General features: G+C 41.2%; 25 protein-coding genes, 2 tRNA genes and 1 other RNA gene. 12 read left to right on the forward strand and 16 right to left on the reverse strand.

All coding sequences use genetic code 11. The features are described 5' to 3' along the window. Positions 1 to 202 precede the first annotated feature (202 nt). The 3 genes from BUC07_RS03800 to BUC07_RS03810 are packed head-to-tail and all read left to right on the forward strand — an operon-like array spanning position 203 to position 2,111. The gene (locus tag BUC07_RS03800; RefSeq protein WP_073165800.1) at positions 203 to 703 is read left to right on the forward strand and encodes an LVIVD repeat-containing protein; all 501 of its coding nucleotides are present in this window, start codon (positions 203 to 205) and stop codon (positions 701 to 703) included. Positions 704 to 714: 11 nt separating this feature from the next. Beyond that, on the forward strand, positions 715 to 1,461 hold the full coding sequence (locus tag BUC07_RS03805) for an LVIVD repeat-containing protein (protein ID WP_073165803.1): 747 nt from the start codon (positions 715 to 717) through the stop codon (positions 1,459 to 1,461). Between the two features lie 11 nt (positions 1,462 to 1,472). Next, positions 1,473 to 2,111 (forward strand): hypothetical protein, encoded by a 639-nt coding sequence (locus BUC07_RS03810; RefSeq protein ID WP_073165805.1) that lies wholly within the window; start codon positions 1,473 to 1,475, stop codon positions 2,109 to 2,111. Here the strand turns inward: BUC07_RS03810 and prmA are convergent. The 4 genes from prmA to BUC07_RS03830 all read right to left on the reverse strand — a co-directional run bounded on the left by prmA (position 2,108) and on the right by BUC07_RS03830 (position 5,503). Next, positions 2,108 to 2,953, reverse strand: a complete 846-nt coding sequence (prmA, locus tag BUC07_RS03815; RefSeq protein ID WP_073165807.1) for a 50S ribosomal protein L11 methyltransferase — start codon at positions 2,951 to 2,953, stop codon at positions 2,108 to 2,110. The genes BUC07_RS03810 and prmA overlap by 4 nt on opposite strands. A gap of 5 nt (positions 2,954 to 2,958) precedes the next feature. Next, complete coding sequence (gene tpiA, locus BUC07_RS03820) at positions 2,959 to 3,717, reverse strand: triose-phosphate isomerase (protein WP_073165810.1); 759 nt, start codon at positions 3,715 to 3,717, stop codon at positions 2,959 to 2,961. A gap of 100 nt (positions 3,718 to 3,817) precedes the next feature. Further along, positions 3,818 to 4,945, reverse strand: coding sequence for a BT_3928 family protein (locus BUC07_RS03825; protein WP_083578079.1), 1,128 nt, complete (start codon positions 4,943 to 4,945; stop codon positions 3,818 to 3,820). Positions 4,946 to 4,951: 6 nt separating this feature from the next. Further along, on the reverse strand, positions 4,952 to 5,503 hold the full coding sequence (locus BUC07_RS03830) for a DUF1599 domain-containing protein (RefSeq protein WP_073165813.1): 552 nt from the start codon (positions 5,501 to 5,503) through the stop codon (positions 4,952 to 4,954). 102 nt (positions 5,504 to 5,605) lie between these two features. Between BUC07_RS03830 and folP the strand changes: the two genes are divergently transcribed. Genes folP through BUC07_RS03845 form a run of 3 tightly spaced genes read left to right on the forward strand, consistent with a single transcriptional unit; the run spans position 5,606 to position 8,274 of the window. Then, on the forward strand, positions 5,606 to 6,484 hold the full coding sequence (folP, locus tag BUC07_RS03835; protein ID WP_073165817.1) for a dihydropteroate synthase: 879 nt from the start codon (positions 5,606 to 5,608) through the stop codon (positions 6,482 to 6,484). Then, complete coding sequence (gene cdaA, locus BUC07_RS03840; protein WP_073165820.1) at positions 6,484 to 7,278, forward strand: diadenylate cyclase CdaA; 795 nt, start codon at positions 6,484 to 6,486, stop codon at positions 7,276 to 7,278. The genes folP and cdaA overlap by 1 nt, the downstream gene beginning before the upstream one ends. Before the next feature lie 42 nt (positions 7,279 to 7,320). After that, positions 7,321 to 8,274, forward strand: a complete 954-nt coding sequence (locus BUC07_RS03845; protein ID WP_073165823.1) for an NAD(P)H-dependent flavin oxidoreductase — start codon at positions 7,321 to 7,323, stop codon at positions 8,272 to 8,274. An 8-nt stretch (positions 8,275 to 8,282) separates the two neighbouring features. Here BUC07_RS03845 and BUC07_RS03850 read toward each other — a convergent pair whose 3' ends face one another. Genes BUC07_RS03850 through BUC07_RS03860 form a run of 3 tightly spaced genes read right to left on the reverse strand, consistent with a single transcriptional unit; the run spans position 8,283 to position 10,641 of the window. Next, the gene (locus BUC07_RS03850) at positions 8,283 to 9,125 is read right to left on the reverse strand and encodes a hypothetical protein (RefSeq protein WP_073165825.1); all 843 of its coding nucleotides are present in this window, start codon (positions 9,123 to 9,125) and stop codon (positions 8,283 to 8,285) included. Positions 9,126 to 9,138: 13 nt separating this feature from the next. Next, on the reverse strand, positions 9,139 to 10,095 hold the full coding sequence (locus BUC07_RS03855; protein WP_073165828.1) for a glycosyltransferase family 2 protein: 957 nt from the start codon (positions 10,093 to 10,095) through the stop codon (positions 9,139 to 9,141). A gap of 18 nt (positions 10,096 to 10,113) precedes the next feature. Then, positions 10,114 to 10,641: a DUF4199 domain-containing protein gene (locus BUC07_RS03860; protein WP_073165831.1), complete on the reverse strand. Its 528-nt coding sequence runs from the start codon at positions 10,639 to 10,641 to the stop codon at positions 10,114 to 10,116. 198 nt (positions 10,642 to 10,839) lie between these two features. On the opposite strand from BUC07_RS03860, the gene ffs reads away from it, so the two are divergent. The 3 genes from ffs to BUC07_RS03875 all read left to right on the forward strand — a co-directional run bounded on the left by ffs (position 10,840) and on the right by BUC07_RS03875 (position 11,259). Continuing rightward, an RNA gene (gene ffs / locus BUC07_RS03865) (signal recognition particle sRNA small type) lies at positions 10,840 to 10,939 on the forward strand. A gap of 152 nt (positions 10,940 to 11,091) precedes the next feature. Beyond that, positions 11,092 to 11,165: transfer RNA gene (locus BUC07_RS03870), tRNA-Thr, on the forward strand. A gap of 12 nt (positions 11,166 to 11,177) precedes the next feature. Further along, positions 11,178 to 11,259, forward strand: a tRNA-Tyr gene (locus BUC07_RS03875). A gap of 837 nt (positions 11,260 to 12,096) precedes the next feature. Here the strand turns inward: BUC07_RS03875 and BUC07_RS03880 are convergent. Beyond that, positions 12,097 to 13,254, reverse strand: coding sequence for a sialidase family protein (locus BUC07_RS03880; RefSeq protein ID WP_083578090.1), 1,158 nt, complete (start codon positions 13,252 to 13,254; stop codon positions 12,097 to 12,099). Positions 13,255 to 13,533: 279 nt separating this feature from the next. Between BUC07_RS03880 and BUC07_RS03885 the strand changes: the two genes are divergently transcribed. Genes BUC07_RS03885 through BUC07_RS03895 form a run of 3 tightly spaced genes read left to right on the forward strand, consistent with a single transcriptional unit; the run spans position 13,534 to position 14,910 of the window. Beyond that, complete coding sequence (locus BUC07_RS03885) at positions 13,534 to 13,875, forward strand: hypothetical protein (RefSeq protein WP_139279460.1); 342 nt, start codon at positions 13,534 to 13,536, stop codon at positions 13,873 to 13,875. Next, a complete protein-coding gene (locus BUC07_RS03890) occupies positions 13,872 to 14,381 on the forward strand; it encodes a hypothetical protein (RefSeq protein WP_073165836.1) in 510 nt (169 codons plus the stop codon). Before BUC07_RS03885 ends, BUC07_RS03890 begins: the two co-directional genes overlap by 4 nt. Positions 14,382 to 14,424: 43 nt before the next feature. After that, positions 14,425 to 14,910: a DUF7004 family protein gene (locus tag BUC07_RS03895; RefSeq protein ID WP_073165839.1), complete on the forward strand. Its 486-nt coding sequence runs from the start codon at positions 14,425 to 14,427 to the stop codon at positions 14,908 to 14,910. Positions 14,911 to 14,919: 9 nt separating this feature from the next. On the opposite strand, the gene BUC07_RS03900 is transcribed toward BUC07_RS03895, so the two are convergent. The 8 genes from BUC07_RS03900 to BUC07_RS03935 form a co-directional block, all read right to left on the reverse strand. Further along, positions 14,920 to 15,786, reverse strand: a complete 867-nt coding sequence (locus BUC07_RS03900; RefSeq protein ID WP_073165841.1) for a universal stress protein — start codon at positions 15,784 to 15,786, stop codon at positions 14,920 to 14,922. Between the two features lie 126 nt (positions 15,787 to 15,912). After that, on the reverse strand, positions 15,913 to 16,917 hold the full coding sequence (locus tag BUC07_RS03905) for a phosphotriesterase family protein (protein WP_073165844.1): 1,005 nt from the start codon (positions 16,915 to 16,917) through the stop codon (positions 15,913 to 15,915). Positions 16,918 to 16,985: 68 nt separating this feature from the next. Next, positions 16,986 to 17,897, reverse strand: coding sequence for a DMT family transporter (locus BUC07_RS03910; protein ID WP_073165847.1), 912 nt, complete (start codon positions 17,895 to 17,897; stop codon positions 16,986 to 16,988). 39 nt (positions 17,898 to 17,936) lie between these two features. Next, on the reverse strand, positions 17,937 to 18,260 hold the full coding sequence (locus BUC07_RS03915) for a type II toxin-antitoxin system PemK/MazF family toxin (protein ID WP_073165850.1): 324 nt from the start codon (positions 18,258 to 18,260) through the stop codon (positions 17,937 to 17,939). Beyond that, on the reverse strand, positions 18,257 to 18,487 hold the full coding sequence (locus tag BUC07_RS03920; RefSeq protein ID WP_073165853.1) for a hypothetical protein: 231 nt from the start codon (positions 18,485 to 18,487) through the stop codon (positions 18,257 to 18,259). The genes BUC07_RS03915 and BUC07_RS03920 overlap by 4 nt, the downstream gene beginning before the upstream one ends. A gap of 35 nt (positions 18,488 to 18,522) precedes the next feature. After that, the gene (gene pheT / locus BUC07_RS03925) at positions 18,523 to 20,976 is read right to left on the reverse strand and encodes a phenylalanine--tRNA ligase subunit beta (RefSeq protein WP_073165855.1); all 2,454 of its coding nucleotides are present in this window, start codon (positions 20,974 to 20,976) and stop codon (positions 18,523 to 18,525) included. 258 nt (positions 20,977 to 21,234) lie between these two features. After that, a complete protein-coding gene (gene fabF, locus BUC07_RS03930; RefSeq protein ID WP_245792633.1) occupies positions 21,235 to 22,455 on the reverse strand; it encodes a beta-ketoacyl-ACP synthase II in 1,221 nt (406 codons plus the stop codon). Positions 22,456 to 22,483: 28 nt separating this feature from the next. Beyond that, the gene (locus tag BUC07_RS03935) at positions 22,484 to 23,035 is read right to left on the reverse strand and encodes a TetR/AcrR family transcriptional regulator (RefSeq protein WP_073165861.1); all 552 of its coding nucleotides are present in this window, start codon (positions 23,033 to 23,035) and stop codon (positions 22,484 to 22,486) included. Positions 23,036 to 23,108: the final 73 nt, after the last annotated feature.

Genomic DNA, 23,108 nt, shown 5'->3' on the forward strand with positions numbered 1-23,108 from the left:
ATATCAAAGAACAGTCAGTCAATTAAGAATTTCACAGCTTTTTATTTATTAGCCTAAAAACTTTATTTTTAATCCCTAACCTTAAAAACAATGTATGTCACGAGGTACCTTTAACCTTATTCCCTTATTTTGTATATTTTTCCTGAAATTAAACGCAACCCATTATCTTTACAAAGTATCTTAACTGAAAATACCTTTTACTATGAAAAAATCTATACCGTTTTTACTTGCTGTTTTTCTTTTCATTTTAACGGGATTCGATAATGAACAGGTTTATTACGGTCCTTATAACCCAGTGTTTATGCTGCGTTCCGAAATGGAAAAAAATGTGAAACTTGAAGGACCGAAAACGATTCTCAATCCGGGGAAAATTTATTTGAAAGACCACTTTATTTTTATTAATGAAAAGTACCGTGGTATTCATGTAATTGACAATACCAATCCGGAAGATCCCACAAATGTTGCGTTTATTAATGTGGATGGTTGTATTGATATAGCCATGAAAAACAACGTGTTGTATGCCGACAATGCAGTGGATTTAATTGCAATAAAACTGGATGAGCACATAACTGATATTGAGGTTACAAAAAGGATTAAAAACACTTTTCCCGAGCCTGTTTCACCCGAAGGGAGGGAGCTTACCTGGAAAGAACGCCAGGCTGCGCCCGAAGAAGCAATTCTTGTGCGATGGGACTTAAATTAAAATTTTTAGTTATGAAATGCATTTATTTTATTATAACATCGGCTGCTATTTTCTTGATTTTACAATCGTGTAGTTACGGTGATTCAGCTTTCGACGGTGTTTCAGAAAGCGGCACCGGAGGATCCATGGCGCGGTTCACTATTGTTGGTGATCACTTATTTACAGTTGACCAGCAAAACCTGAATGTTTTTGATATCGCACTGGAAGAAAACCCGGAATTCAAACAAAAAAACACAGTTGGGTTTGGGGTGGAAACCATCTTTCCGCTGGGCGATAAACTTTTTTTGGGAACAAGTACCGGAATGTTTATTTACGATATCAGCACTGCAGGAACTCCCCGCCAGATTTCGTTTTATGAACACGTAATTGCCTGCGACCCGGTGGTTTCCGATGGCGAGTATGCTTATGTAACCCTCAATGCCAGTCGTGAGGAGTGCTGGCGTTCGGTAAACGAGCTGCAAATAATCGACCTTAAGGATATAGAACGGCCACAACTTTTAAAGCAATACCAGATGCAAAGTCCGCGTGGACTGGCCGTTCGCAACGATACGCTTTGGGTGTGCGACAACGGACTGAAAGTTTTCGATATTTCCGATAAACTGAACATTGCGCAATTGCACCATTTTAACGATTTGGTGGCTTACGATCTCATTCTCGATAAAAACCGTGCTTTGGTAATTGGCGAAACCGGTTTTGTGCAATATAAACTGGAGAATGACACCATCATAAAACTCAGTGAAATTAATGTTGAATTCTAAATAATTTAAAAATGAAATATTTAATCGCAGTTCTCTTGCTTTTTCCCATACTGGTTTCTGCTCAAAATGATTCTGAAGATATCAGGGAAGAAAAATCTTTTGCGCTCGGCGTTGTTCCGCAGTATGCCATTACAAACGGTTTTCGTATCGATTTGGATTTCAGGCTGAACGACAAAAACCACTGGCTGGTGGTTGCGCCGCAGATGTACATCAGCAGCAAATCCAACCTCGACTGGGATTACAACAGCATGGCCGGCGGCGGTGTGGAAATTCAGCATAAAATTTTCATGAAGCGGGAATTTAGCGAAATCAATCCCTATTTTTCGTACGGTCCAATTTTCAGTTTCTTTTCGGTAAAAGACGATGGACTGGCAGCACAGGAGTTTACTGAAAATGGTGGAAATTATATAGGATTGGTGGAGGATGAGATAACGACCAATATTTATAAAATTGGAGGGAATTTAATTTTTGGCCTCCATTTTTTAATCATGGACAATTTTTACCTCGATTCGTACATCGGCACCGGAATACGTTTTAGTTTCGATGATAAAACAAGCGGCCTGCACGACTACTACAACGAATGGTGGGGCGACATGGGCTATTCCGGAACACTCATGGCAGGCGGCTTCCGGTTTGGGGTGATGTTTTAATTCTGTGGTTTCTCAAAAACCGCAACTGCCCAGTTATTCTTCGACTTAAAACCTGTTTCTTTTAACCCAACCTGTTCTGCTTTGGTTCTTAAATCAGGAATATCTTCCAGATAAAAACCGCTCATAAAAAGCAGGCCACTTTTATTAAGGCAACGCACATAAACCGGCAAATCGTTTATTAGTACATTTTTGTGGATATTGGCAAAAATGATATCATATTTTTCGTCGCCCAGCAATGAAGCATCGCCCAGTTTTACCTCCATATTTTGAATGTGGTTAATTTGCGCATTTTCGCCGGCGCCTTTAAACGACCACTCATCAATGTCGATGGCCGTAATTTTACGGGCACCTTTCATCGATGACAGGATGCCGAGGATTCCAGTTCCGCAACCCATGTCCAGCACCGATTTATTCTGCATGTCGTTTTCAAGAATGGCTTCCAGCATCATCGAGGTGGTTTCGTGGTTGCCGGTACCAAAAGCCATATTGGGTTCAATAACAATCTCGTATTCGAGCTTCGGATAATCTTTGTGAAACGGCGCCCGCACAAGGCATTTAACAGCAATAACCAGTGGTTTGAAATAATTTTTTTCCCACTCTTCATTCCAGTTTTTCTCCTCAATCAATTCTTTCTGAACCTCGAAGGTGTGATTTTCATCAAAAGTTTTAAGCAGATTTGAAACTTCCTTTTCATTAAAATCTTTTTCGGGGATAAATCCTTCAAAGCCATCGTCAGTTTCCACAAAACTTTCAAATCCAGTTTCGCTGAGTTGCGCAGTCAGCACATCGCGCAGCCATTCTTCGACAGGGGTGATTGTTACAGCGAGTTTCAGGTAATTCATTTTTCTTAAAATCCATTGATAATTCCGAGAAAATCTTCGGCTTTGAGTGAAGCGCCGCCGATTAGTCCGCCGTCAACATCTTCGTTGGTAAACAATTCTTTGGCATTCGATGGCTTGCAGCTTCCGCCGTAAAGAATGGAAATTTCCTGCGCCACTTCATTTCCGAATTTTTCAGCAATAATGGAACGGATAAATGCATGAATTTCCTGCGCCTGTTCGGATGTAGCTGTTTTACCGGTTCCGATGGCCCAGATGGGTTCATAGGCAATCACCAGTTTTTTGAAATCATTGGCTGAAAGCTGGAAAACGGTTTCTTCCATTTGCTTTTTCACAAAGTCGTTTTGTGTTCCGGCCTCACGAATTTCGAGCGGTTCGCCGCAGCAGTAAATTGGAGTGAGGTTGTTTTCGAGTGCCAGTGCCAGTTTTTTGTTGAGTGTTTCGCTGGTTTCACCGAAGTATTCACGGCGTTCCGAGTGACCCAAGATAACGTATTCAGCACCGGTTGATTTTACCATTTCGGCTGAAATTTCGCCGGTAAAAGCACCTTTGGGTTCGGCTGCACAGTTTTGCGCTGACACACCGATTACGTCAGTATCAACAGTTTCAACAACTTTGGTGAGGTGGGTAAACGGAGTTCCCAACACCACTACAACGTCGTCTGCACCTTCTTTGGCAACCAGTTCATTTACTTTTTTTGCCAGTTGAACACCTTCCTGCAAGTTGGTATTGCATTTCCAGTTTCCTGCTACTATTTTTTTTCTCATTTTTTTGATATTTAAGTTTTTAATTTTTATTCTAATACAAAATTAACAGCTTGTACGACAATACTATAATTCTTACGTCTGAAAATTTTACAATTAACTTTTAATTGATGAATTCGTTTTGAAACTCAGCAGGTGTCGGAATGTCGTTATAATGGTATTTTGCCACAACAATTCCGTCCTTAATTACCATCAGTCCCGGATTTGAACGCACAATCGTTTTCAGGGTAATTTCATCGCAATTGAAAAATTCGAAGGCGATGTTATGTTCTTCTGCAAATGCCCGTGATTCATCCGGCAGGGAAGAGGTAAGGCAAATAAACGACATTCCCTTTTCCATAGCCCAGTTGGCAAGTTTATTAATTTTACCGAGCGGTTTGGTGGCCGTTTTGTTCAAATCGTAGGCAATCAGCATGAAAACATAATTCTCATCATATAAAAAGAAGTCGATAATATTTTCTCCTTCGGGTGTTTCAATTCTGAAATCATGAATTGGAGGTTCGTAGCCTTCTTTTACCAGTATAGACTCCATATCGTGGTATTCCCAGTTCAGCGTGTCCTGCCACGGATAATTTTCTTCGGTGAACTCTTCCACCTCGCCGGTATTTTTGTTTTTGTAGTAGAAAATGTTATTGTATTCATCTTGTGGGGCATCTTCAGGAATTTCCATGCCTTCCGGAACGTTTACGCCCACTTTATACGGTCTGAAATCAAAAATTGGCAGATGGTTGTATGAATAAAATCCAGCCCATAGATATACAGCGGTAAAAATTCCTGCCAGAACAAACCGTGATTTCTTGCCCATAATTTCAGTCATGTCGTTCCGGTAGCGGAAAACAATGAGGGTGAGCCCCATCAAAACTATATTTTTATAAAATGTTTCCCAGTTGGAAATAACCAGTGCATCGCCAAAGCAGCCGCAGTCGGTTACCGGATTTTTCAAGGCAATCCAGAGCGTAAGCGGTAAAAAGAAAGCCATGAACAGTAGTGCCAGCCAGGAAAAAAAGCGGTGAAAAACATTAAAAAGAAGCCCAACACCAATGGCAAACTCGGCAAAAGCCAGAATTACACCCAGCGGAAAAGCAGCCCATAGAAGCCATTCAAAGCCCATTGCGTTAAAATAGTCGGTGAATTTGTATGCCGATCCCCAGGGATCAATTCCTTTTACAAAACCTGAGAAAATAAATGTTACACCCACCAGTATGCGGGCAATGTGTTTTATAATATTCATAATGAATTAACTTTGTGTATCGTCTTTGAAACTAATTTTTATGAGGGCAAACACAGCATAATTGATTATATCGAGATAATTGGCATCGATTCCTTCCGAAACTACTGTCTTTCCCTGGTTGTTTTCTATTTGTTTTATTCTTTTCAGCTTCATTAAAATCAAATCGGTGTAGGAACTCACGCGCATTTTCCGCCAGGCTTCGTCGTAATCGTGGTTTTTGTCTAACATTAGTCCCTTTGCCTGCTTAAAAAAGGAGTCGTACAATTCGAGTGTTTTTTCATTTTCAAGTTCGGTTTCCGATGGATTCAGTTTCAGTTGTATCAACCCAATTATCGCGTAATTGATGATTCCGATAAATTCGGGCCTGATTCCTTCGTCAACTTTCGAAATGCCCTTTTCTTCAATGCTTCTTATCCGGCTGGCTTTAATATAAATCTGATCGGTTAATGACTGGGGCCTCAAAATTCGCCACGCCGTTCCGTAATCTTCCATTTTTTTTGAAAAAACAGAACGGCAGGTGGCTATAACCTCGTCATATTGTTGATTTGTTTTTTCCATGCTCTTTAAATTGGGGCATAAAAATATTAAAATTTGAGGAATTTGAGGGGTTTTGTTATACATTTGTACAACTGTATTGTTTAACCATAAAACATTTTGCTTATGTTGATTACCCAGTCGGCGGGTAAATTCCTCAAACGGAAAAACTCGATCAACCTGGGTGGAAAACTTATTGAATTTTCCAACCCGGTAGTTATGGGAATCATAAATGTAACGCCCGATTCGTTTTACGACGGCGGAAAACTGGAGGACGAAAAAGTATTACTTTCAGCAGTTGAAAAAATGATAACCGACGGGGCCTCGTTTATCGATATTGGCGCTGTATCGACCAAACCGGGGGCAGCAATGGTTTCCACCAAAGAGGAGCTGGGAAGGCTTTTGCCTGCCGTACATGCAATCCGCAAAAACTTTCCGGGCATTCACCTGTCGGTCGATACATTCCGTTCGTGGGTGGCTGTGCGGGTTATCGACGAAATTGGCCCGATTATCGTAAACGATATTTCTGGCGGTACACTCGACTCAAAAATGTTTGAGACCATAGGTAAAATGAATGTGCCTTATATTTTAACGCATATTCAGGGCACCCCGCGAACAATGCAGGAGGACCCTCATTACGAAGATGTTGTAAGAGATGTTTCGAACTGGCTGAGTGAAAGGGTAAAAAAACTGACAAAACTGGGCGTGAAAGATGTTATTATTGATCCTGGATTTGGATTTGGAAAAAATATTCAGCATAATTATGATTTACTTAATCGTCTTGACTCGTTTAAGGTTTTTCAGCTCCCTGTAATGGTTGGGCTTAGTCGTAAGTCGATGATCTGTAAATTATTGAACTGTTCTCCTGAAGAAGCGCTGAACGGAACATCAGTTTTAAACAGCATGGCGCTTCTTGGGGGAGCTGACATTCTCAGGGTACACGATGTAAAGGAAGCCATCGAAGCCATAAAAATTTACGAAGCATTAAAATCGATTGTTAAATAATGCCGGCATTTATTACTATCCGTTTTCTCGATATTCTCGATATTATTCTGGTAGCCATTTTGTTGTACCAGCTTTATCGTTTGATTAAAGGCACTGTGGCATTCAATATTGTTATCGGCCTTTTTTCATTGTATTTGCTGTGGGTGATGGTGCGCGCGCTCAATATGCAACTGGTGGGTGCAATTATGGGCCGGTTTATTGAAGTAGGAGTTTTGGCACTTATTATTGTTTTTCATCCCGAAATCCGAAAGTTTTTGGTGTTTGTGGGAACCAACTACAATCTGAATCGCGTGTTTTCGCTCGACAGGCTTTTTAACGTTGGAAAAGAAGCCAGCATCAAGGACAGAGAAATTGAAGCACTTGCCGATGCCTGTTTTTCGCTTTCAAAATCAAAAACAGGTGCACTGATTGTGATTGCCGGCAACTCGGAACTGAATGACCAGATCAATACAGGAGAGCTGATGAATGCAGAAATTTCCTCTTCGCTTCTTCGAACTATATTTTTTAAAAACACACCACTACACGACGGTGCTGTAATTATTAAAAACAATAAAATTGCCGCTGCAGGATGCATTCTGCCACTCACTCAGCGTGATGTTGATAAAAGTTTGGGGCTTCGTCACCGGGCTGCTATCGGAATTACCGAAAACACCGATGCTATAACCATAATTGTTTCAGAAGAACGTGGTTCAGTTTCTTTTGTGAAAGAAGGCGATATAAAACGAAGGGTATCAAGGGAAGTGTTAATCGAATTCCTTGAGGAGCAATTAGGGAACAATTCTGCGAAAAATTAATTTTTATTTTTTTAGAAATCATTTAATCAGAACAGAACACATATGAACAGGATTTGTGAATTATTCAATGTAAAATACCCTGTTATTCAGGGAGGAATGGTTTGGTGTGCCGGATGGAAACTGGCATCGGCAGTGAGTAACAACGGTGGCCTGGGATTGATAGGTGCCGGTTCGATGCACCCTGAAACTCTCAGGGAACACATCGTGAAAATGAAACAGGCGACATCCAGACCATTTGGGGTGAACGTACCGCTGCTCTATCCTGAAACTGAAAAAATAATGGACATTATTGCCGAAAATAAAGTACCCATTGTATTTACATCGGCCGGAAGCCCCAAAAAGTGGACGGGCTGGCTCAAAGACCGTGGAATAAAAGTGGCGCATGTAGTTTCAGGTTCGGTGTTTGCACAGAAAAGCGAAGCTGCCGGCGTAGATGCTATTGTGGCAGAAGGTTTTGAAGCCGGCGGACACAACGGGCGGGACGAAACCACCACGCTCACTTTAATCCCTGCCGTACGAAAAGCAACCAGCCTGCCTTTGCTCGCTGCCGGTGGAATCGCTTCCGGACAATCGATGTTTGCCGCTATGGTTTTGGGAGCCGATGGCGTGCAGATTGGTTCCCGTTTTGCCATTTCTGAAGAATCATCGGCGCACATTGCTTTCAAAAAACATGTTGCAGAACTTGGCGAAGGCGGAACAAAACTGGTACTGAAAAAACTGGCACCGGTCCGGTTGGTTAAAAATGCATTCTTTAACCTGGTTGTTGAAGCTGAGAAAAGTGGTGCCTCGATTGAAGAATTATTGAAACTGCTGGGAAAAGGGCGGGCCAAAAAAGGAATTTTTGAAGGCGATTTGGATGAAGGAGAACTGGAAATAGGGCAGGTTTCAGCACAACTAAATGACATAAAACCGGTGAAGGAAATCATGGCGCAACTCATTGCCGAGTACCAACTGGCAAAACAACACGTTGTGTCTGAATCAAGATTTATATTTTAAGCAGCTTGCTACCTGTTTTGCTGCGTCGGAAACAAGGACTTCAATCGTTCGTCGAGGTTGAAATACTGAAAAGCCAAAAATGTGTAGGGAATTACCCAGAGCAGCGAGGTAATTACAGATGCAATCCCTGTCCATACCCAATAGGAAACTGAATAACCGGCAGCTACTGCCCCGGGCACGCTGCCACTTTCTGTCACCTCTCCGGCCAACATGTTGGGGACAGAAAGCAGGATGCTGGATAAATAAATGATAGTCACTCCGGTCAGGTTAATGAGAAAAGTGTTCCACCACTGCACGTTTACCAGCCGGAAGGAGCGTTGCATCGACTGCCCCAGATTATTCTTTTCAAAAAGATAAACCACTACCAGAATTGAAAAGGTGTTACCAAAATAAATTCCGGGTAAAACACAGAGGAAAAATCCTGCCAGCACTAGAAAAAATAGGACAAAACCTGCCTTAATTGCCTGCAACGAGTTTGAAAACAATTGCGAAGAAATGTCCGAAAGACTAAAATTATCTTTTCCCTCTTTTATGTAGGCTTCGAGATAGGTGTAGTAGGCTCCTACAAAAAGGGACTGCACAAAAATGGTAAACAGCGAGGCAAGGAAGAAATGCATATAAACCGGTCCAAAATTGGCCATCAGGGCTTCAGTGTCTTGAATGTCTATTTTTTCAAGGATATTGCGCTGCACATGCACCTGCAAAAATGCATTCACAATAATAAAAGGTAAAACGTATGTGCTTATGAGCCTGAAAACGGTTTTATATTCCTGTTTAATAAATTCAACCGAATCGCTGAATATTTCGGCGATTTCCCTTTTTTTTCGAAACTGAATTTCTCTTTCGGTCATTGAGGTTTTTGCTTTACTCTGAAGTGGTTTGATCTACCTGGTATTTATTGCGGTCGGTGGCGCTGCGCGAAACAAGTTCGCCCAAAAAGCCGGCCAGGAAAAACTGTGCTCCAATAATCATTGCCGTTAAAGCGATATAAAAATAGGGACTGTTGGTTAATAAGTTGCCCACAATTCCGTGCTTCAGCTGAATAATTTTTTCAACCCCCAGCCAGATGGCGGCAGCCAGACCAACCATAATCATCAGAATGCCGAGCACGCCAAAAAAGTGCATGGGGCGTTTTACAAACCGCGATATGAACATTACCGACAACAAATCGAGCGGCCCCCTGATAAAGCGTTCTACCCCGAATTTTGTTACACCATATTTTCGTTCGCTGTGCTGAACCACTTTTTCGCCAATGTTGTTGTAACCTGCCCATTTGGCCAAAACGGGAATGTAGCGGTGCATTTCGCCATAAACTTCAATGCTTTTTACCACATTTTTGCGGTACGCTTTCAGGCCACAGTTCATATCGTGCAATTTTATTCCCGTCATGCGGCGCACTGTCCAGTTATAAAATTTACTGGGCAAATTTTTGGTTAATACCGGATCTTTTCTTTTTTTCTTCCAGCCTGATACCAGGTCGTAGCCATCTTCCTTTACCATGCGGAAAAGTCCGGGGATTTCATCCGGGTTGTCCTGCAGGTCGGCATCCATGGTTATTACCACATCGCCCTGCACAATGTCAAATCCACAGAAAAGGGCAGCCGATTTTCCGTAATTCCGCCTGAACTTGATTCCTTTAATGTTTGAATTTTCTTTTTGAAGATTTTGGACCACCTTCCATGAATTGTCGTTGCTGCCATCGTCAATCATTATGATTTCGTATGAAAACCGGTTTTCATCCATCACGTTTTTAACCCACGAGGCCAGTTCCGGCAACGATTCCTCTTCATTAAACAAAGGTACAACTACGGAAATATCCATTCTTTTAATCGGTACTTTTTATTCTACAATATCTTCTGAGGGATTCTTTTTAGTAAAAATGGAGGTAATCAGAGAAATAATTAATCCAGCAAAAGTGCCAACCAAAATCCCTGAAAGAGCCATAATCCATGGTTTTTGAAACCGGCTGGCCATTTCTATTGCCATATCCATTTGCGCTTCAGGTACATTGCCCTGTTTTACAATTTGTTCTTCGGTGAAAAGTCGCAATTGCTCCTGCAACGAAGGATCGATTACAGTGTAGAGCAGGTAGGTGTAAATTGAAGATAACACAGATGCAAAGAGGACGGTTAATACGCCCACTCCCAGCGCCTGGCCGTAATTCATTGTGCCACCGAGCGTTTTTCGGTAGGCAAGCTGGGCTACAGCAACGCCGGCAATCATGATAGCGTAACTAACCCATTGTGAGGATTTTGAAAATGTATTTCCGGTTACATAGTAAACAACCGAAAGCAAAATAACAGCCACACCCAAATAAATTCCATAAGTAAGTGATGTTGACCAGATTGATGAAGATTTTTGTTCCATGATTATTTGTTTTTAAGGTAAAGTATCTTGCAAATATAGGCTATTTTTTTTCGGATGATAAATACAGTACCTAAAATATGTTGCAAAAGAACCTATTCAAAAACGCTGCAGGCGGCATTTACTATTGCTTTAAAATATTTTTAGTGAAACTTTCAGGTTTAATTTGTGGGATATATAAAATTTTCTACTTTTGTCGCCGGGTAAGTCCTGTGCGACCAGCTCCTGCTGAATTCCCCCAGAGTCGGAAGGCAGCAAGGGTAGGCGGTTGTAGCGGTGCGACACAGGTAGCTTACCCACTTTTTTTGACAGAAAAAAAAGGTATTGAAAGTTTGAAAAAAGGTTTGCAGATTAAAAAATAAATTCCTTACTTTGCGCCGCTGTTTTTAAAAAGCAAACGTTCTGAAAGTACTGAAAAGAAAGGCCGGATATAAAAACGGTTTGAAATAAGATGCCGGATTAGCTCAGTTGGCCAGAGCACGTGATTTGTAATCTCGGGGTCGTCAGTTCGAATCTGACATCCGGCTCAAAAAATATCCGGGGAGATACCGAAGCGGTCAAACGGGGCAGACTGTAAATCTGTTGGCTAAGCCTTCGTAGGTTCGAATCCTGCTCTCCCCACAATCAAAAGGGTTAAGTTGTTGAAATACAGTTTAATCCTTTTTTTATGTTCCGACATTTCCCAACTTTATTCAAATAAAATATTTAAAACACCGAAACGGTCAAACGGGGTCCCGAGTGCTCGGGATAAATCTGTTGGCTAAGCCTTCATAGGTTCCCCCAGAGGGAAGCCTTCGGCAGAATCCTGCTCTCCCCACATTTAAAAGGGTTAAGTTGTTGAAATACAGTTTAATCCTTTTTTCATGTTCCGACATTTTCCAACTTTATCCAAATAAAATATTTAAAACACCGAAGCGGTCAAACGGGGTTCCGAGCACTCGAGATAAATCTGTTGGCTAAGCCTTCGTAGGTTCTCCCAGAGGGATCACTTCGTGGTCCCAGAGGGATGCCTTCGGCAGAATCCTGCTCTCCCCACAATCAAAAGGGTTAAGTTGTTGAAATACAGTTTAATCCTTTTTTTATGTTCCGACATTTCCCAACTTTATTCAAATAAAATATTTAAAACACCGAAACGGTCAAACGGGGTCCCGAGCACTCGGGATAAATCTGTTGGCTAAGCCTTCGTAGGTTCTCCCAGAGGGATCACTTCGTGGTCCCAGAGGGATGCCTTCGGCAGGATCCTGCTCTCCCCACAATCAAAAGGGTTAAGTTGTTTAATATCAGCGTAATCTTTTTTTATTGCACAACATTCTGAAAAACTCATTAGTTTAGGGGGGCTTTCAGGCTAAAAATAGCTGAGGCTTTTCGCATCATTATTTTCCTGTGTTATGTTTCCTTCTTCCTGGTTTTTTATTGAAAATTTCTCGTTATGATTGCTCGCTGGCGGCCAATTATTAGTTATTTGTATAACCACGCCTTATCAAGAAGGGTAATGTCAGTAACAGATAATCCCGTTCCTGCCGTTCTGTCCCCGGCGCAGTTTCCCAATAAAATATGCTCATTGTCAGCAAAATGAATAGCGATATAACAATACCACCCATCAGGATCGGTATTTATATTTTTAATGTAATCCCATGTTTTTCCCTCGTCTTTCGAGATTGCTGTGGTAAGGGGCGTTCTTTTTCCTTTTATGTCAGGATTTGTTCCGTCATTATTATTCCACACCAGCAACCAGTCATTTGATCCCGGAATTTTTTCAATTGTGGCAGGAGATACAGGCGAGGGAATATTGCTTATTTCTATATGACTCCAGGTCTCTCCGCGATCGGAAGAAAAAGATAATTGCTGAAATCCTCCGCTCGCACGGATATACATCATAACACTTCCGTCCTTCATTTCAATCAATCCGGGTTCCTGGGTAATGATATCGGTAGTGTTGGGGACTTTTTCACTTGAGTGCCACGTTTCCCCATTGTCGTCAGAATAATAACTAAATAAATCTGCCTGATTTTTCCATTCTCCATCCGGTGTATTATGCAATGCCACCGGCATAACCAACCTTCCGTCTTCCAGTTGGATTACCCGGTCGTTATTGAGTACAAAATAGCCTTCTTTATCTGTAATGCAAGGAACAGCATCGCTCCATGATTTTGCTTCATCTTTGGAAATACGCATCATCGGGATACAATCTTCTGTTGAATTTTTTTTCAAATAAAACAGGGCAATATCGTTGTTTTGCAACCGCAATAACGAAACGGACATCACATTCATTTCCCCTTCATTGGCTACAATAACTTCATCCTCCTCTGTCCAGGTTTTTCCACCGTCATCCGAATAGCGACCCGCAAGAAAAGCGGGATCATGATCGTCACCAGCCCCCGCGGTATAGTGGCTATAAACAAACAAAACTCTCCCGTCTTTTAGATTTATAAAATCTCCCTCGCTGTTGCGGGGATTGTTCTCTGAAGGGGATAGTTTTAAAACTGTTGTAGGTTCAGTAATTTTTACATTTTCTTTTTTTTTACTTGAACAGGATGCAAATAAAAAAATCGTAGTCAGAGCAAAAAATCCCAAATGCTTTAGGTGCCAATGTTTTAAAAATTTTACTTCTTTCATCTCATTTAATTTTCTATCGGCATTAACCATTGTAATTTCAGAGTTGCGCTTTAAGGCTCACTTTGAAAAAAAATTGATATAATAAGTTTTCTGAACCTACAAAAAGTAATGCAATATCGCAATGCCATTCCTTACGAAAAGATATCGCATGAATATGACGATTGCAAAGTAGTTAGATTTAATAATATGAATATAGTCAAAGTGTTTAAATACCATTTTTATAAACAGATGATGTTTCCTGTAAAATTATCATATTTGCATTCAGTTTACCTGGAGAAAATGAAAGATAATTGGCCGCTTTTTACTGGACTCGCACTGTTGGCAGCAGGAATAATTTTCAGAATTATTTTTGATGCTGCCCCTTTCTCCACTATTTTAATTGGGGGCGGGATTTTTTTAAAAGTGTATTTTGTATTTTACCGGATTAAAAGCACCAAATACCGGCCAGGGGTTGAGCTGTTATTCCTGATTTTAGGTTTAGCTTTTTTCTTTTCAGGAATGTATTTTGATAAATCATTCACGGTTATTGAACCGGTAATTTTAAAAGTTACAGGAATCATTTTGAAAGTGATTTTTGTACTTTTGTTCATTCAGAAAACCAAGATTAAATTAAAAAAATGATTAAAAAAGTTTTTGTAAGCCAAATAATCTTGTCCATTATGCTATTAATCCCATGCACATCAGCATTGGCACAGCATAATCACAGTCATGATTATGACCACCACGATGAGCATAAATTTCACATCGGAGTAGGAGCAGGAGCTGCATCTTTTTCGGGAGAAAGTGGTTTGGAACCAGCTCTGCATTTGCATTTACTACGGAAATTAAATGCCGAAAGCAATTGGAGTCTCGGGATAGGTTATGAGGGAATTATAGGTGAAGAATGGCACAATGGCGTGAATTTTTTGGTGAATTACCGGCCGTTTCATTTTCTTTCTTTTAACGCGGGCCCGGGGATAGTTTTCGAAAAAGAGCAGAACGAAACTGAAGTTTTGCCGGCTTTCCACGCTGAGAGTGTTTTTGAATTTACCATTTCCGGCATTCACCTTGGACCAATGCTGGGAGTTGGTTTTAACAAAGAACACACCCACTTTTCGGCCGGAATTCATTTGGGATTCGGATTTTAAGGCGCAATTTCGTTATTTTTATCGTGCTAACAAATAATGAGTAATGTCGCACAGAATAAATCAATTCAGCAATGGCGGTTTTATTGAATTTGACACCGGCAGTTTTGATGAATGGTGTGTATTTGTAACACGTTCAAATGGGAAACGCTTTGCCCCCACAGATATTCAGTATTTTTCGCGGCTTAAAAAACTTGGCGAGAAATATGGTTCATCGAAAATTTATGATGATTTTGTAGTTGTTTTTAACCGCACCCAACCCGGTGTAGATCCCAACACCCTGAAGTTAATCCATTTTCTCAGCCGGTTTTATGAAAAAGATGCGCTTGAAGTTGAAATCTGGTTTAACGTATTGTACGCAGGGATGATTGCCGAAGAGAACAAGGAAAAGGCCATTTTGGGCAAACGAATAAAAAGATTGGGGATGTACCAGGTTTTAATTGAGAATTTTAACCCCGAAGAGGCGGCTGTATTTAGCAAAGGAAAAAAGTGGAAGGAACTGCACCAGTTGATGAAAAAACGAGGCTTTTAACGTTCAAAATTACAACTCAAAATCGACAGGCATAGGATTTAAAAAACGGTTAACTGTAAATACAGGTATCTGGCTTCCGTGCACAATTTCAGAAACAAATTTTCCAATTTGTGTACCTGCCATGTTTGATTCCTGGTGGGTACGCAAAATTATCAACCCCGGATTTTCTTTTTTAATGTAATCGAGAATGACTTCATGTTTTTCCTTCCCCTTGGCTTTTAAAATATCCACATCGCATTTAATGTTCCTTTCAAGCAATATTTGCTTCAATTTTTCGGCATTTTTCCATGCCAGGCTTTTTTTTGCTGAAATATTTAAACTCAGGGAGGATACAATTTTTATGGTTGCTCCATATTTTTTTGCAAAATAGGTGGCCCACAACAGTTTCTTTTTTGTTGATTGTGAAATATCTACCGGGATGACAATTTTTTTAATTTCACCTACATAATAATTCTTGTTTACGCTTAACACAGGACATTCCGACCGGCTGATTATTTTATCAGTTTCCTCACGGGTTAAACCTCCTTCGGGTTCACTTTTATCGATAATCATAAATTCATAACCCCCCATTTTAGCTTGCCGTAACAACACTTTCCCGGGATTTCCCATTTTTACCCTGTAGGTTAAATTATCGCGTACTTTTCCTTGTATGGATTGTTCTACGACCTCCTGCAGGTGCCTAAGTGCTTCTTTCTGCAAATATTCGCTTATTTTGGGATTAAACAATCGTTTAAAAAAAGAGGGTTCATCAATAATGTTGTAAATAAAAATACGCATTCCCAATGCTTCCTGGAAAAACAGAGTTTGCTTTAGTACTCCTTCTCCTTCTTTATTGGGACGTACAAGTGCTAATATATTATTTGTTCTGTATCGCATTCAAAACTAATCTTTCGTTCATCCACAATATACGAAATTAAGTTGATGCTGGTTTACATATATTTTGTAAAACATATTTTCTTTTCAAAAAAAGCACTCAAATAATTTATCAGAATGGAAATAAAACTACTGCAGCCGCTTCGATACCTGGAATGCTTTTGCAGGATTTGTTACAAAGAGCTGGTGGACATCCTGCTGGCTGAGACCGGCATCGCGCAATGCGGGAATCAATATATTTTCGATGTCGGTAAATCCCCTGAAACTTCCGCCACCGGGCTCGCCGGGTTTGTACCAACCTGCATCGTGCGAGAAAAGCATATTTTTCAGAAATCCGTGCTTTTTCATTTGTTGTGCAAAATCGACAAAACGTTCTGTACGGTCTGGATTGAAATTATCGAAAGCAATCCAGGATCCAAGCGCTGCTGCTTCAAAATGTTTGTCGATATCTTTTTCGTTGTGGGCATGCGTCCAGATAAATGCTGACGGATGAATGCCATACTCTTCCAGAATTTTAATTTGTTCAAATGCAGGTTCTGCCAGCCCGGTATGCGACATAATGGTGAGGCCCGTTTCTTTGTGCGCCATGCAGGCGGCTTCCACAACTTTCCGGTTGATCTCTTCCAGTGGACCGCGCTCCACGGCAATTTTTATGAACCCGGGATAAACTCCAGTTTCTTCAATTCCGTTGCGGGCCTCGTCAATCCAGCGCTCGGCCAGTTGGGAGGCGGTTTCGGTAAACGCGTGTTCGGGCAGAAACTTAGCATTCACCGCACTGTAATAGCCTGTATTTGTAATAAGTTGAATACCCGATTTTTTACTGAGTATTTTTAGCAATTCCGGGTCGCGCCCCAAATATGCCGGTGTGCATTCTATTAGTGTTTTGTAGCCCATCTCTTTAATTTCAATGAGATAGGGGAGGACTTTCTCCACCACGCTGTCGCGATTCCAGCGATGGTATCCCGTACTGTCAGCCCCAATGAAATCAACCAGCAAATGTTCATGATGCAAGGTTTTGCCCATTGCTCCCGAAGGAATTTCTCCATTCACAGTTATCACTTTAGGTTCACGAATGTTGCATGATGTAAATATTGCAACCACAAAAAGTCCGATAAGTAGCTGATTTGCACTCATTATTTTCAAAATTTTGAAACAAGATACAAAATCGACGGAATTCAGAAAAATGAAAAGTGGGAGTAGGATTATTTAATTCTGCGGGCTTTTCTTTTTCTAACAACCAGAAAAGCTCCCGAAATGACGAGTACAGCACCCAAAATGGTAGTTAGCGAAAATCGTTCGTGGCTGATCCAACTCACTTCGAGCGAAGTCAGGATTCCCATGGTAATGAAGGTGATAATCGGGTTCAGAAAAATAATGACGCTTACTTTATTGGCTTCGATAAATTTCAGTGCCTGTGCCAGCGAGCTGTAGGCGATGAAAGTGTTTGCACCGAGAAACAGAATCAGCAACCACCAGGTCCAGTGAAGTTGGAGAACAGGCGCAAGATTAATAAAAGGCAGGTAAATAACTGCCGGAAAACCGAAAAGAAACAGGTTGAGCATTTGTCCGGGATGAACCGTTACCAGCTTTTTTTGCATGGTAGCATAAGCAGCCCAGGCCAGTGCACCACTCAGTGTAAACAAAACGCCGAGGTTATACTGCTCTTTTCCATCGAAAAATGCCAACAGCTGATCGCGGTAAAAAAAGGCAAATCCTGCCAGCGCCACAAAGAAACCAATCATTTGCCGGCGCGAGAGTTTTTCTTTGAAAATCAGGAACCCGGCCAGTGCCAGGGTAAGCGGACCAAACTGAATAAATAGCTGAGCGTTGCTCGGAGTGGTATAATTTATCCCCAACATAAAACCGAGGTAATTCCACGACAGTGCAATGGCTGCCAAAACCAGCAGAAAGGGTGGTTTTATCAGAATCTTCAGGCTGGAAGGAGAGCGATATAACTGCCAGCCTAGCAGAATGACAAAAGCAATAAAAAAGCGAAACCAAACAATAGTAATCGGTTCAATCTCCTGAACCGCCACTTTTAACGCGATGGCCAGAAAGCCCCAGAAGAAGGCGGTTACACAAGCATAAATAATACCTTTTGTTTGGTTTTGCATATTTGAATTTCTTGAATCAGGCAAATAAAATCTGCCGTATTATTTCTGAAGCTGCAGAATCCGAATCAGATTTTTGTTAATTTCTTTTACAACACTTTCTTCCAGTGTTCCTAATCTTCCAAGAACAATTTCTTTATCTAAAGTGGCGATTTTATTTAAGCGAATTACTGAGTCTTTTTTTAATCCATTTCCGAAAGTTGGTTTTACCACGATGTCAGATATACTTTTTCTTTCAAATTTAGTTGTAATAAAGCAGACAGTAACATCTTCCGGTGAACTAATCAGCACAAGTGCCGGACGTTTCTTATTCCCCATTAAATCAGTAAATGGGAAAGGAACGAGAATAATATCACCTTTTTTCACTTATATTTTTCCTTTAAGTCATTAACGGTATAAAGGTCTTCCTCATCATTTAAATATTCAAATGATTTGGATTCGCTTGTCAATTCCTGTATACCTTCAGTGAGTAATTTGTCTTCAGTCCTTTTTAGAAGAAAATCAACAAAATCTTTAACCTCTATCAGCCTTTCTTCTGAAAGCTGGTTCAAATTTTTTACCGTCTTTTTTATAATAGCCTCGCGCTGTTCCATATTAATACATTTTTTATAAAGATAAAAAGAATCAGCTAGCCACGCAATTGTGCACCCAGGTCGCGTTCAAATGCTGCCAGCAGTTTTTTCATCGTTTTGTCAATCTGCTTATCTTTTAACGTGCGGTTTTCGTCGCGGAGTGTAAATTTCACAGCATACGATTTCTTATCCTCCGGAATTCCTTTTCCTTCATATACATCGAACAGGCCAACATCCTTCAGTATTTTCCGCTCGGTTTTGAAAGCTGCATCTTTAATCTGCTGGAAGGTGACATTTTTATCAATCAGCAGGGCCAAATCGCGGCGTACGGATGGAAATTTTGGCAACTCGCTAAAAGTAACTGCATGTTTTTTCTGATGGTCGAGTAAGGTTTCAAACCAGAAATCGGCATAATAAACCGGGTTGTCGATTTCAAATTTGGTCTGGAACTTTTTCGACACAATCCCCATTTCAAGCACAGTCTTGTTGTTGTTCTGGTAATTCAGCCCTTCAGCAAACAATTCATTTTCTGTGCCTGAAATTTGAAGCTGCTCCAAATTAAATCCAAAGCGTTTCAGTAAATTTTCGGCGATGGATTTCAACTGGAAAAAGCTGCTCTGTTTTTGTTCCTCTTCCCAGCTTTCGGCCGATTGGGCACCGGTAATAAACAGACCGAGGTGCTCCTCTTCGTGGTAGTTACTCACCGGGTTGTTTTTCTTTTCGGTGCCTTTAAAGAAGTAGCAGTTCCCGAATTCGTAGAGTTTCAAATCCTTATTCTGGCGGTTGGCGTTGTACGAAATGCATTCCAGTCCGCCAAACAGCAGTGTCTGCCGCATTCCGTTCAGGTCGGCGCTGAGCGGGTTCAGCAAGTTCACTGTATTTTCACGCTTGTAATTTTCCAGCCCTTCGTAATACATTTCTTTGGTAAGCGAATTCGACCATATTTCGTTAAAACCCTGTGCGGTCAGCATTTCGGCAGCCAGGTTGCGCAACTGGTCGGGATCGGGTTTCTGCGCATATTGCAATGATGCTCTTATCTGTGAGGGAGTTTCCACATTATTGTACCCGTAAATACGCAGGATTTCTTCAATCACATCGGCTTCTCGTTTCACATCCACGCGGTAGGGCGGTACTTTCAAATCGAGGCCTTTTTCGTTCTCGCCTTCAATGTCTATTTCGAGTGAAGCAAGAATCGTCTTCACTTGTTCTTTTTCCAGTTCTTTTCCAATCAACCGTGTGAGGTTGAACCATGAGAGATGCACCGGGAAATGTTCGGCTTTTTCAGGGTACACATCTACAATCTCGGAAGTAATGGTTCCGCCAGCGAGCTCTTTCATCAGCAGGGCCGCTCTTTTGAGGGCGTAAATTACACCGTTGGGATCGGTACCGCGTTCGAAGCGAAACGATGCATCCGTGTTGAGTCCGTGGCGGCGCGCAGTTTTGCGGATGTAAACAGGGTTGAACCAGGCACTTTCCAGAAAAATACTTTTGGTCGTTTCTTTTACGCCCGACTGGATGCCGCCGAAAACACCGCCAATGCACATCGGTGCTTCGGTATTGCAAATCATCAGGTCGTCGGCGTGGAGTTTGCGCTCCACTTCGTCGAGGGTGGTAAATTTTGTGCCTTCATTTAGCGTGCTCACCACCACTTTGTTGCCGGTAATTTCGTCGGCATCGAATGCGTGCAGCGGCTGACCGGTTTCAAAAAGCACGTAGTTGGTAATGTCAACCACATTGTTAATCGGTGTGTGCCCAATGGCTTTCAACCGGTTTTTGAGCCAGTCGGGCGACTCTTTTATTTCGAGGTTGGAGATGGTAACTCCTGCATAACGCGGACAGGCATCCGGGGTTTTTACTTCTACCGGGATCTCCAAATTATGGTTGTCTGTTTTAAAATTTGCTACTGAAGGGCGAGTGTATTTTGTAGGTATTTGCTGGTTCAGGAAGGCTGCCAAATCGCGGGCCACGCCAATGTGCGACGCGCCATCGATGCGGTTGGGTGTGAGGTCGATTTCAATCACCCAGTCCGATTTCACGTTAAAAATTTCTTTGGCCGGCTGGCCCACTTCGGTATTTTCATCGAGCACAATGATTCCTTCGTGATTGGTGCCGATGCCGATTTCATCTTCGGCGCAAATCATTCCCTGGGAAACCTCGCCTCTGATTTTCATTTTTTTCAGTGTCAGTTCCTGGTCGCCCATATAGAGCGTGGTACCCACCGGTGCCACCACCACTTTCTGGCCGGCAGCCACGTTGGGTGCCCCGCACACAATACGCAGCTCTTCGCCGGTGCCGATGTCAACCGTTGTTTTGCTCAGGTGATCTGAATTGGGATGCGGCGCGCAGGAGAGTACTTTGCCTGTTACCAGGCCTTTCATACCCCCTTTTACGGTTTCCACTTCTTCCAGGCTCCCCACTTCCAGACCAGTTTGGGTGAGTATTTCGCAAATTTCTTCAGGTGATTGATCCAGTTTGATGTAATCTTTTAACCAGGAATACGATATCTTCATTTTTAATGGTTTTTGCTCAATTTTTATGAATCCGACAAAAGTAAATATTTTTTATTTGAATGCCACGAATCTGGAATGATTAGGGGAATGCGTGCAAAATGATTTAAAGTTCTGCATACATAAAATTCTTAACGGAATGGCCGCCAGCGGGTCGTTAAAATGTTGTCAGATGGCCGATTATAAAACAGAGAGAGCCGTTAATCGAAGAGAAGCCTCCGTAACGGCTCACCTGTTATCTGCTCGATTACATGTTGCCTTTTATTCAGAATACTTTTTGAAAATTGTTGTCGCGATGTGACCGCCAAATCCAAAGGTGTTACTCATAGCATAATCCACTTGTCTTTTTTGTGCAGTTCCTAATGTCAGATTAAAATTGTCTTTAAAATCGGGTTCTATGTCCACTGCGTTAATGGTAGGCGGAACAATATCGTTTTGAATAGCTTTGATACAAGCAATTGCTTCGACTGCTCCTGCCGCACCTAACAAATGCCCTGTCATTGACTTTGTCGCACTAATGTTTAATTTATTTTGTCTGCCGAAAACTCTTTCTATAGCTTTCATTTCACTAATGTCGCCCGGGGGTGTTGATGTGGCGTGAGTGTTTAAATAGTCGATGTCTTCTGTTGATATATTTGCATCTTCCAGGGCTGCAATCATTCCTAAATATGCTCCTTCGCCCTCCGGGTGTGTGCCTGTAAGATGGTATGCGTCGGCTGCCATACCTCCGCCAACAATTTCGGCAATGATTGGTGCATTGCGTTTAACAGCGTGTTCGTAGCTTTCCAGGATAATTGCACCTGCACCTTCGCCCATTACAAAACCGTCCCGATTTATGTCAAAAGGCCTTGAAGCAATTTTAGGATTCTCATTGTATGTAGATAAGGCTCTTGAAGCATTGAAACCGCCAATACTGCCTTCTGTTATAGGTGCTTCTGAACCACCTGTTATTATCATATCTGCTTTTCCCCACTTGATATAATTAAAAACGTCAATAATGGCAGTATTGGAAGTAGCACAAGCGGAAACGGTTGTGAAATTTACTCCCCGCAGGCCGTATTTAATTGATATAACCCCCGATGCAATATCAACAATCATTTTTGGAATAAAGAAAGGGTTAAACCGCGGAGTGCCATCTCCTTGTGCAAATTCAGTTATTTGTTGTTCAAAGGTGCCAATGCCTCCATTACCCGACCCCCAAATAACACCAATGCGATTTTTGTTTAGGTTTTCGAGATTGGTGTTGCTGTTCTTTATGGCTTCTTCCACAGCAATTAAAGCATACTGTGTAAATAAATCATATTTTCTTGCTTCAGCTTTTGGGATATAATTCAACGGGTCAAAGTTTTTAAGTTCGCATGCAAACTTTGTTTTGAATTTTTCCGGGTTAAATTTTGTAATCGGTGCTGCTCCACTGACACCATTTTTAAGCGATTCCCAAAAATCATTCACATTATTTCCAATAGGAGTTAACGCACCCATTCCGGTTATAACTACTCGTTTCATACTATTACTGGATTAAATCGTTTATAATTGTCTCTTTTATTTGCTGAAAATCCTGGTTATAAGTTAATCTTGACAGTTGCTCCGCTCCAAGAATATTGGTAATTATCATTAAGGCTTTATTCCTGTCATCAATCGTATAATTAAAAACACCTTTACCCTTTCCTTCTTCAAGAGTTTTGGTCAACCATCTCAAGGTATTGTCAGTAAGTTTTTTAAGTTCATTTTGGATTGCTAATTCAAAAGTGAGGTAATCATTTGTCAGCGAGCCTAAAATACTAATCTTATCTTCTGATTTTGCCACAGAATAAACCGTAAAAAACATCTTTATCTTATTCAATGGAGAGTAATTTTTGACCTTTAGCTCGAATTTTTCTAATTGCTTTAAATGTTTTTGGATAATGGCAATTATCAAATCCGATTTCGACGGGAAATGGTAATGAATAGAGGCATTTTTTATTCCCAGATGTTTAGATATATCGCTAAAACTAAATGCATTGCATCCTTTTTGCCGGATGTGTATATCTGCTATTTGTATAATTTTCTCCTTTGTATTCATTACACAAATATATCTACCTATTAGTTGGTAGGCAAATATTTTAAAAAGAAATTTAAAACTTTTCAGTTCAATG

Origin of the sequence: Tangfeifania diversioriginum, assembly GCF_900141875.1 — a bacterium.
GTDB classification, from domain to species: domain Bacteria; phylum Bacteroidota; class Bacteroidia; order Bacteroidales; family Prolixibacteraceae; genus Tangfeifania; species Tangfeifania diversioriginum.

Coding starts and splice junctions, on each gene's coding strand:
- BUC07_RS03860 (WP_073165831.1), bottom strand. CDS start 10,641: ATGGAACAAAAATCTTCATCAATCTGGTCAACATCACTTACTTATGGA.
- BUC07_RS03880 (WP_083578090.1), bottom strand. CDS start 13,254: ATGAAAGAAGTAAAATTTTTAAAACATTGGCACCTAAAGCATTTGGGA.
- fabF (WP_245792633.1), bottom strand. CDS start 22,455: ATGGGTGCGTTAACTCCTATTGGAAATAATGTGAATGATTTTTGGGAA.
- cdaA (WP_073165820.1), top strand. CDS start 6,484: ATGCCGGCATTTATTACTATCCGTTTTCTCGATATTCTCGATATTATT.
- BUC07_RS03900 (WP_073165841.1), bottom strand. CDS start 15,786: ATGCGATACAGAACAAATAATATATTAGCACTTGTACGTCCCAATAAA.
- BUC07_RS03810 (WP_073165805.1), top strand. CDS start 1,473: ATGAAATATTTAATCGCAGTTCTCTTGCTTTTTCCCATACTGGTTTCT.
- BUC07_RS03910 (WP_073165847.1), bottom strand. CDS start 17,897: ATGCAAAACCAAACAAAAGGTATTATTTATGCTTGTGTAACCGCCTTC.
- tpiA (WP_073165810.1), bottom strand. CDS start 3,717: ATGAGAAAAAAAATAGTAGCAGGAAACTGGAAATGCAATACCAACTTG.
- BUC07_RS03830 (WP_073165813.1), bottom strand. CDS start 5,503: ATGGAAAAAACAAATCAACAATATGACGAGGTTATAGCCACCTGCCGT.
- BUC07_RS03825 (WP_083578079.1), bottom strand. CDS start 4,945: ATGAATATTATAAAACACATTGCCCGCATACTGGTGGGTGTAACATTT.
- BUC07_RS03920 (WP_073165853.1), bottom strand. CDS start 18,487: ATGGAACAGCGCGAGGCTATTATAAAAAAGACGGTAAAAAATTTGAAC.
- BUC07_RS03890 (WP_073165836.1), top strand. CDS start 13,872: ATGATTAAAAAAGTTTTTGTAAGCCAAATAATCTTGTCCATTATGCTA.
- BUC07_RS03845 (WP_073165823.1), top strand. CDS start 7,321: ATGAACAGGATTTGTGAATTATTCAATGTAAAATACCCTGTTATTCAG.
- pheT (WP_073165855.1), bottom strand. CDS start 20,976: ATGAAGATATCGTATTCCTGGTTAAAAGATTACATCAAACTGGATCAA.
- BUC07_RS03905 (WP_073165844.1), bottom strand. CDS start 16,917: ATGAGTGCAAATCAGCTACTTATCGGACTTTTTGTGGTTGCAATATTT.
- folP (WP_073165817.1), top strand. CDS start 5,606: ATGTTGATTACCCAGTCGGCGGGTAAATTCCTCAAACGGAAAAACTCG.
- BUC07_RS03800 (WP_073165800.1), top strand. CDS start 203: ATGAAAAAATCTATACCGTTTTTACTTGCTGTTTTTCTTTTCATTTTA.
- BUC07_RS03895 (WP_073165839.1), top strand. CDS start 14,425: ATGTCGCACAGAATAAATCAATTCAGCAATGGCGGTTTTATTGAATTT.
- prmA (WP_073165807.1), bottom strand. CDS start 2,953: ATGAATTACCTGAAACTCGCTGTAACAATCACCCCTGTCGAAGAATGG.
- BUC07_RS03805 (WP_073165803.1), top strand. CDS start 715: ATGAAATGCATTTATTTTATTATAACATCGGCTGCTATTTTCTTGATT.
- BUC07_RS03855 (WP_073165828.1), bottom strand. CDS start 10,095: ATGGATATTTCCGTAGTTGTACCTTTGTTTAATGAAGAGGAATCGTTG.
- BUC07_RS03850 (WP_073165825.1), bottom strand. CDS start 9,125: ATGACCGAAAGAGAAATTCAGTTTCGAAAAAAAAGGGAAATCGCCGAA.
- BUC07_RS03885 (WP_139279460.1), top strand. CDS start 13,534: ATGAAAGATAATTGGCCGCTTTTTACTGGACTCGCACTGTTGGCAGCA.
- BUC07_RS03935 (WP_073165861.1), bottom strand. CDS start 23,035: ATGAATACAAAGGAGAAAATTATACAAATAGCAGATATACACATCCGG.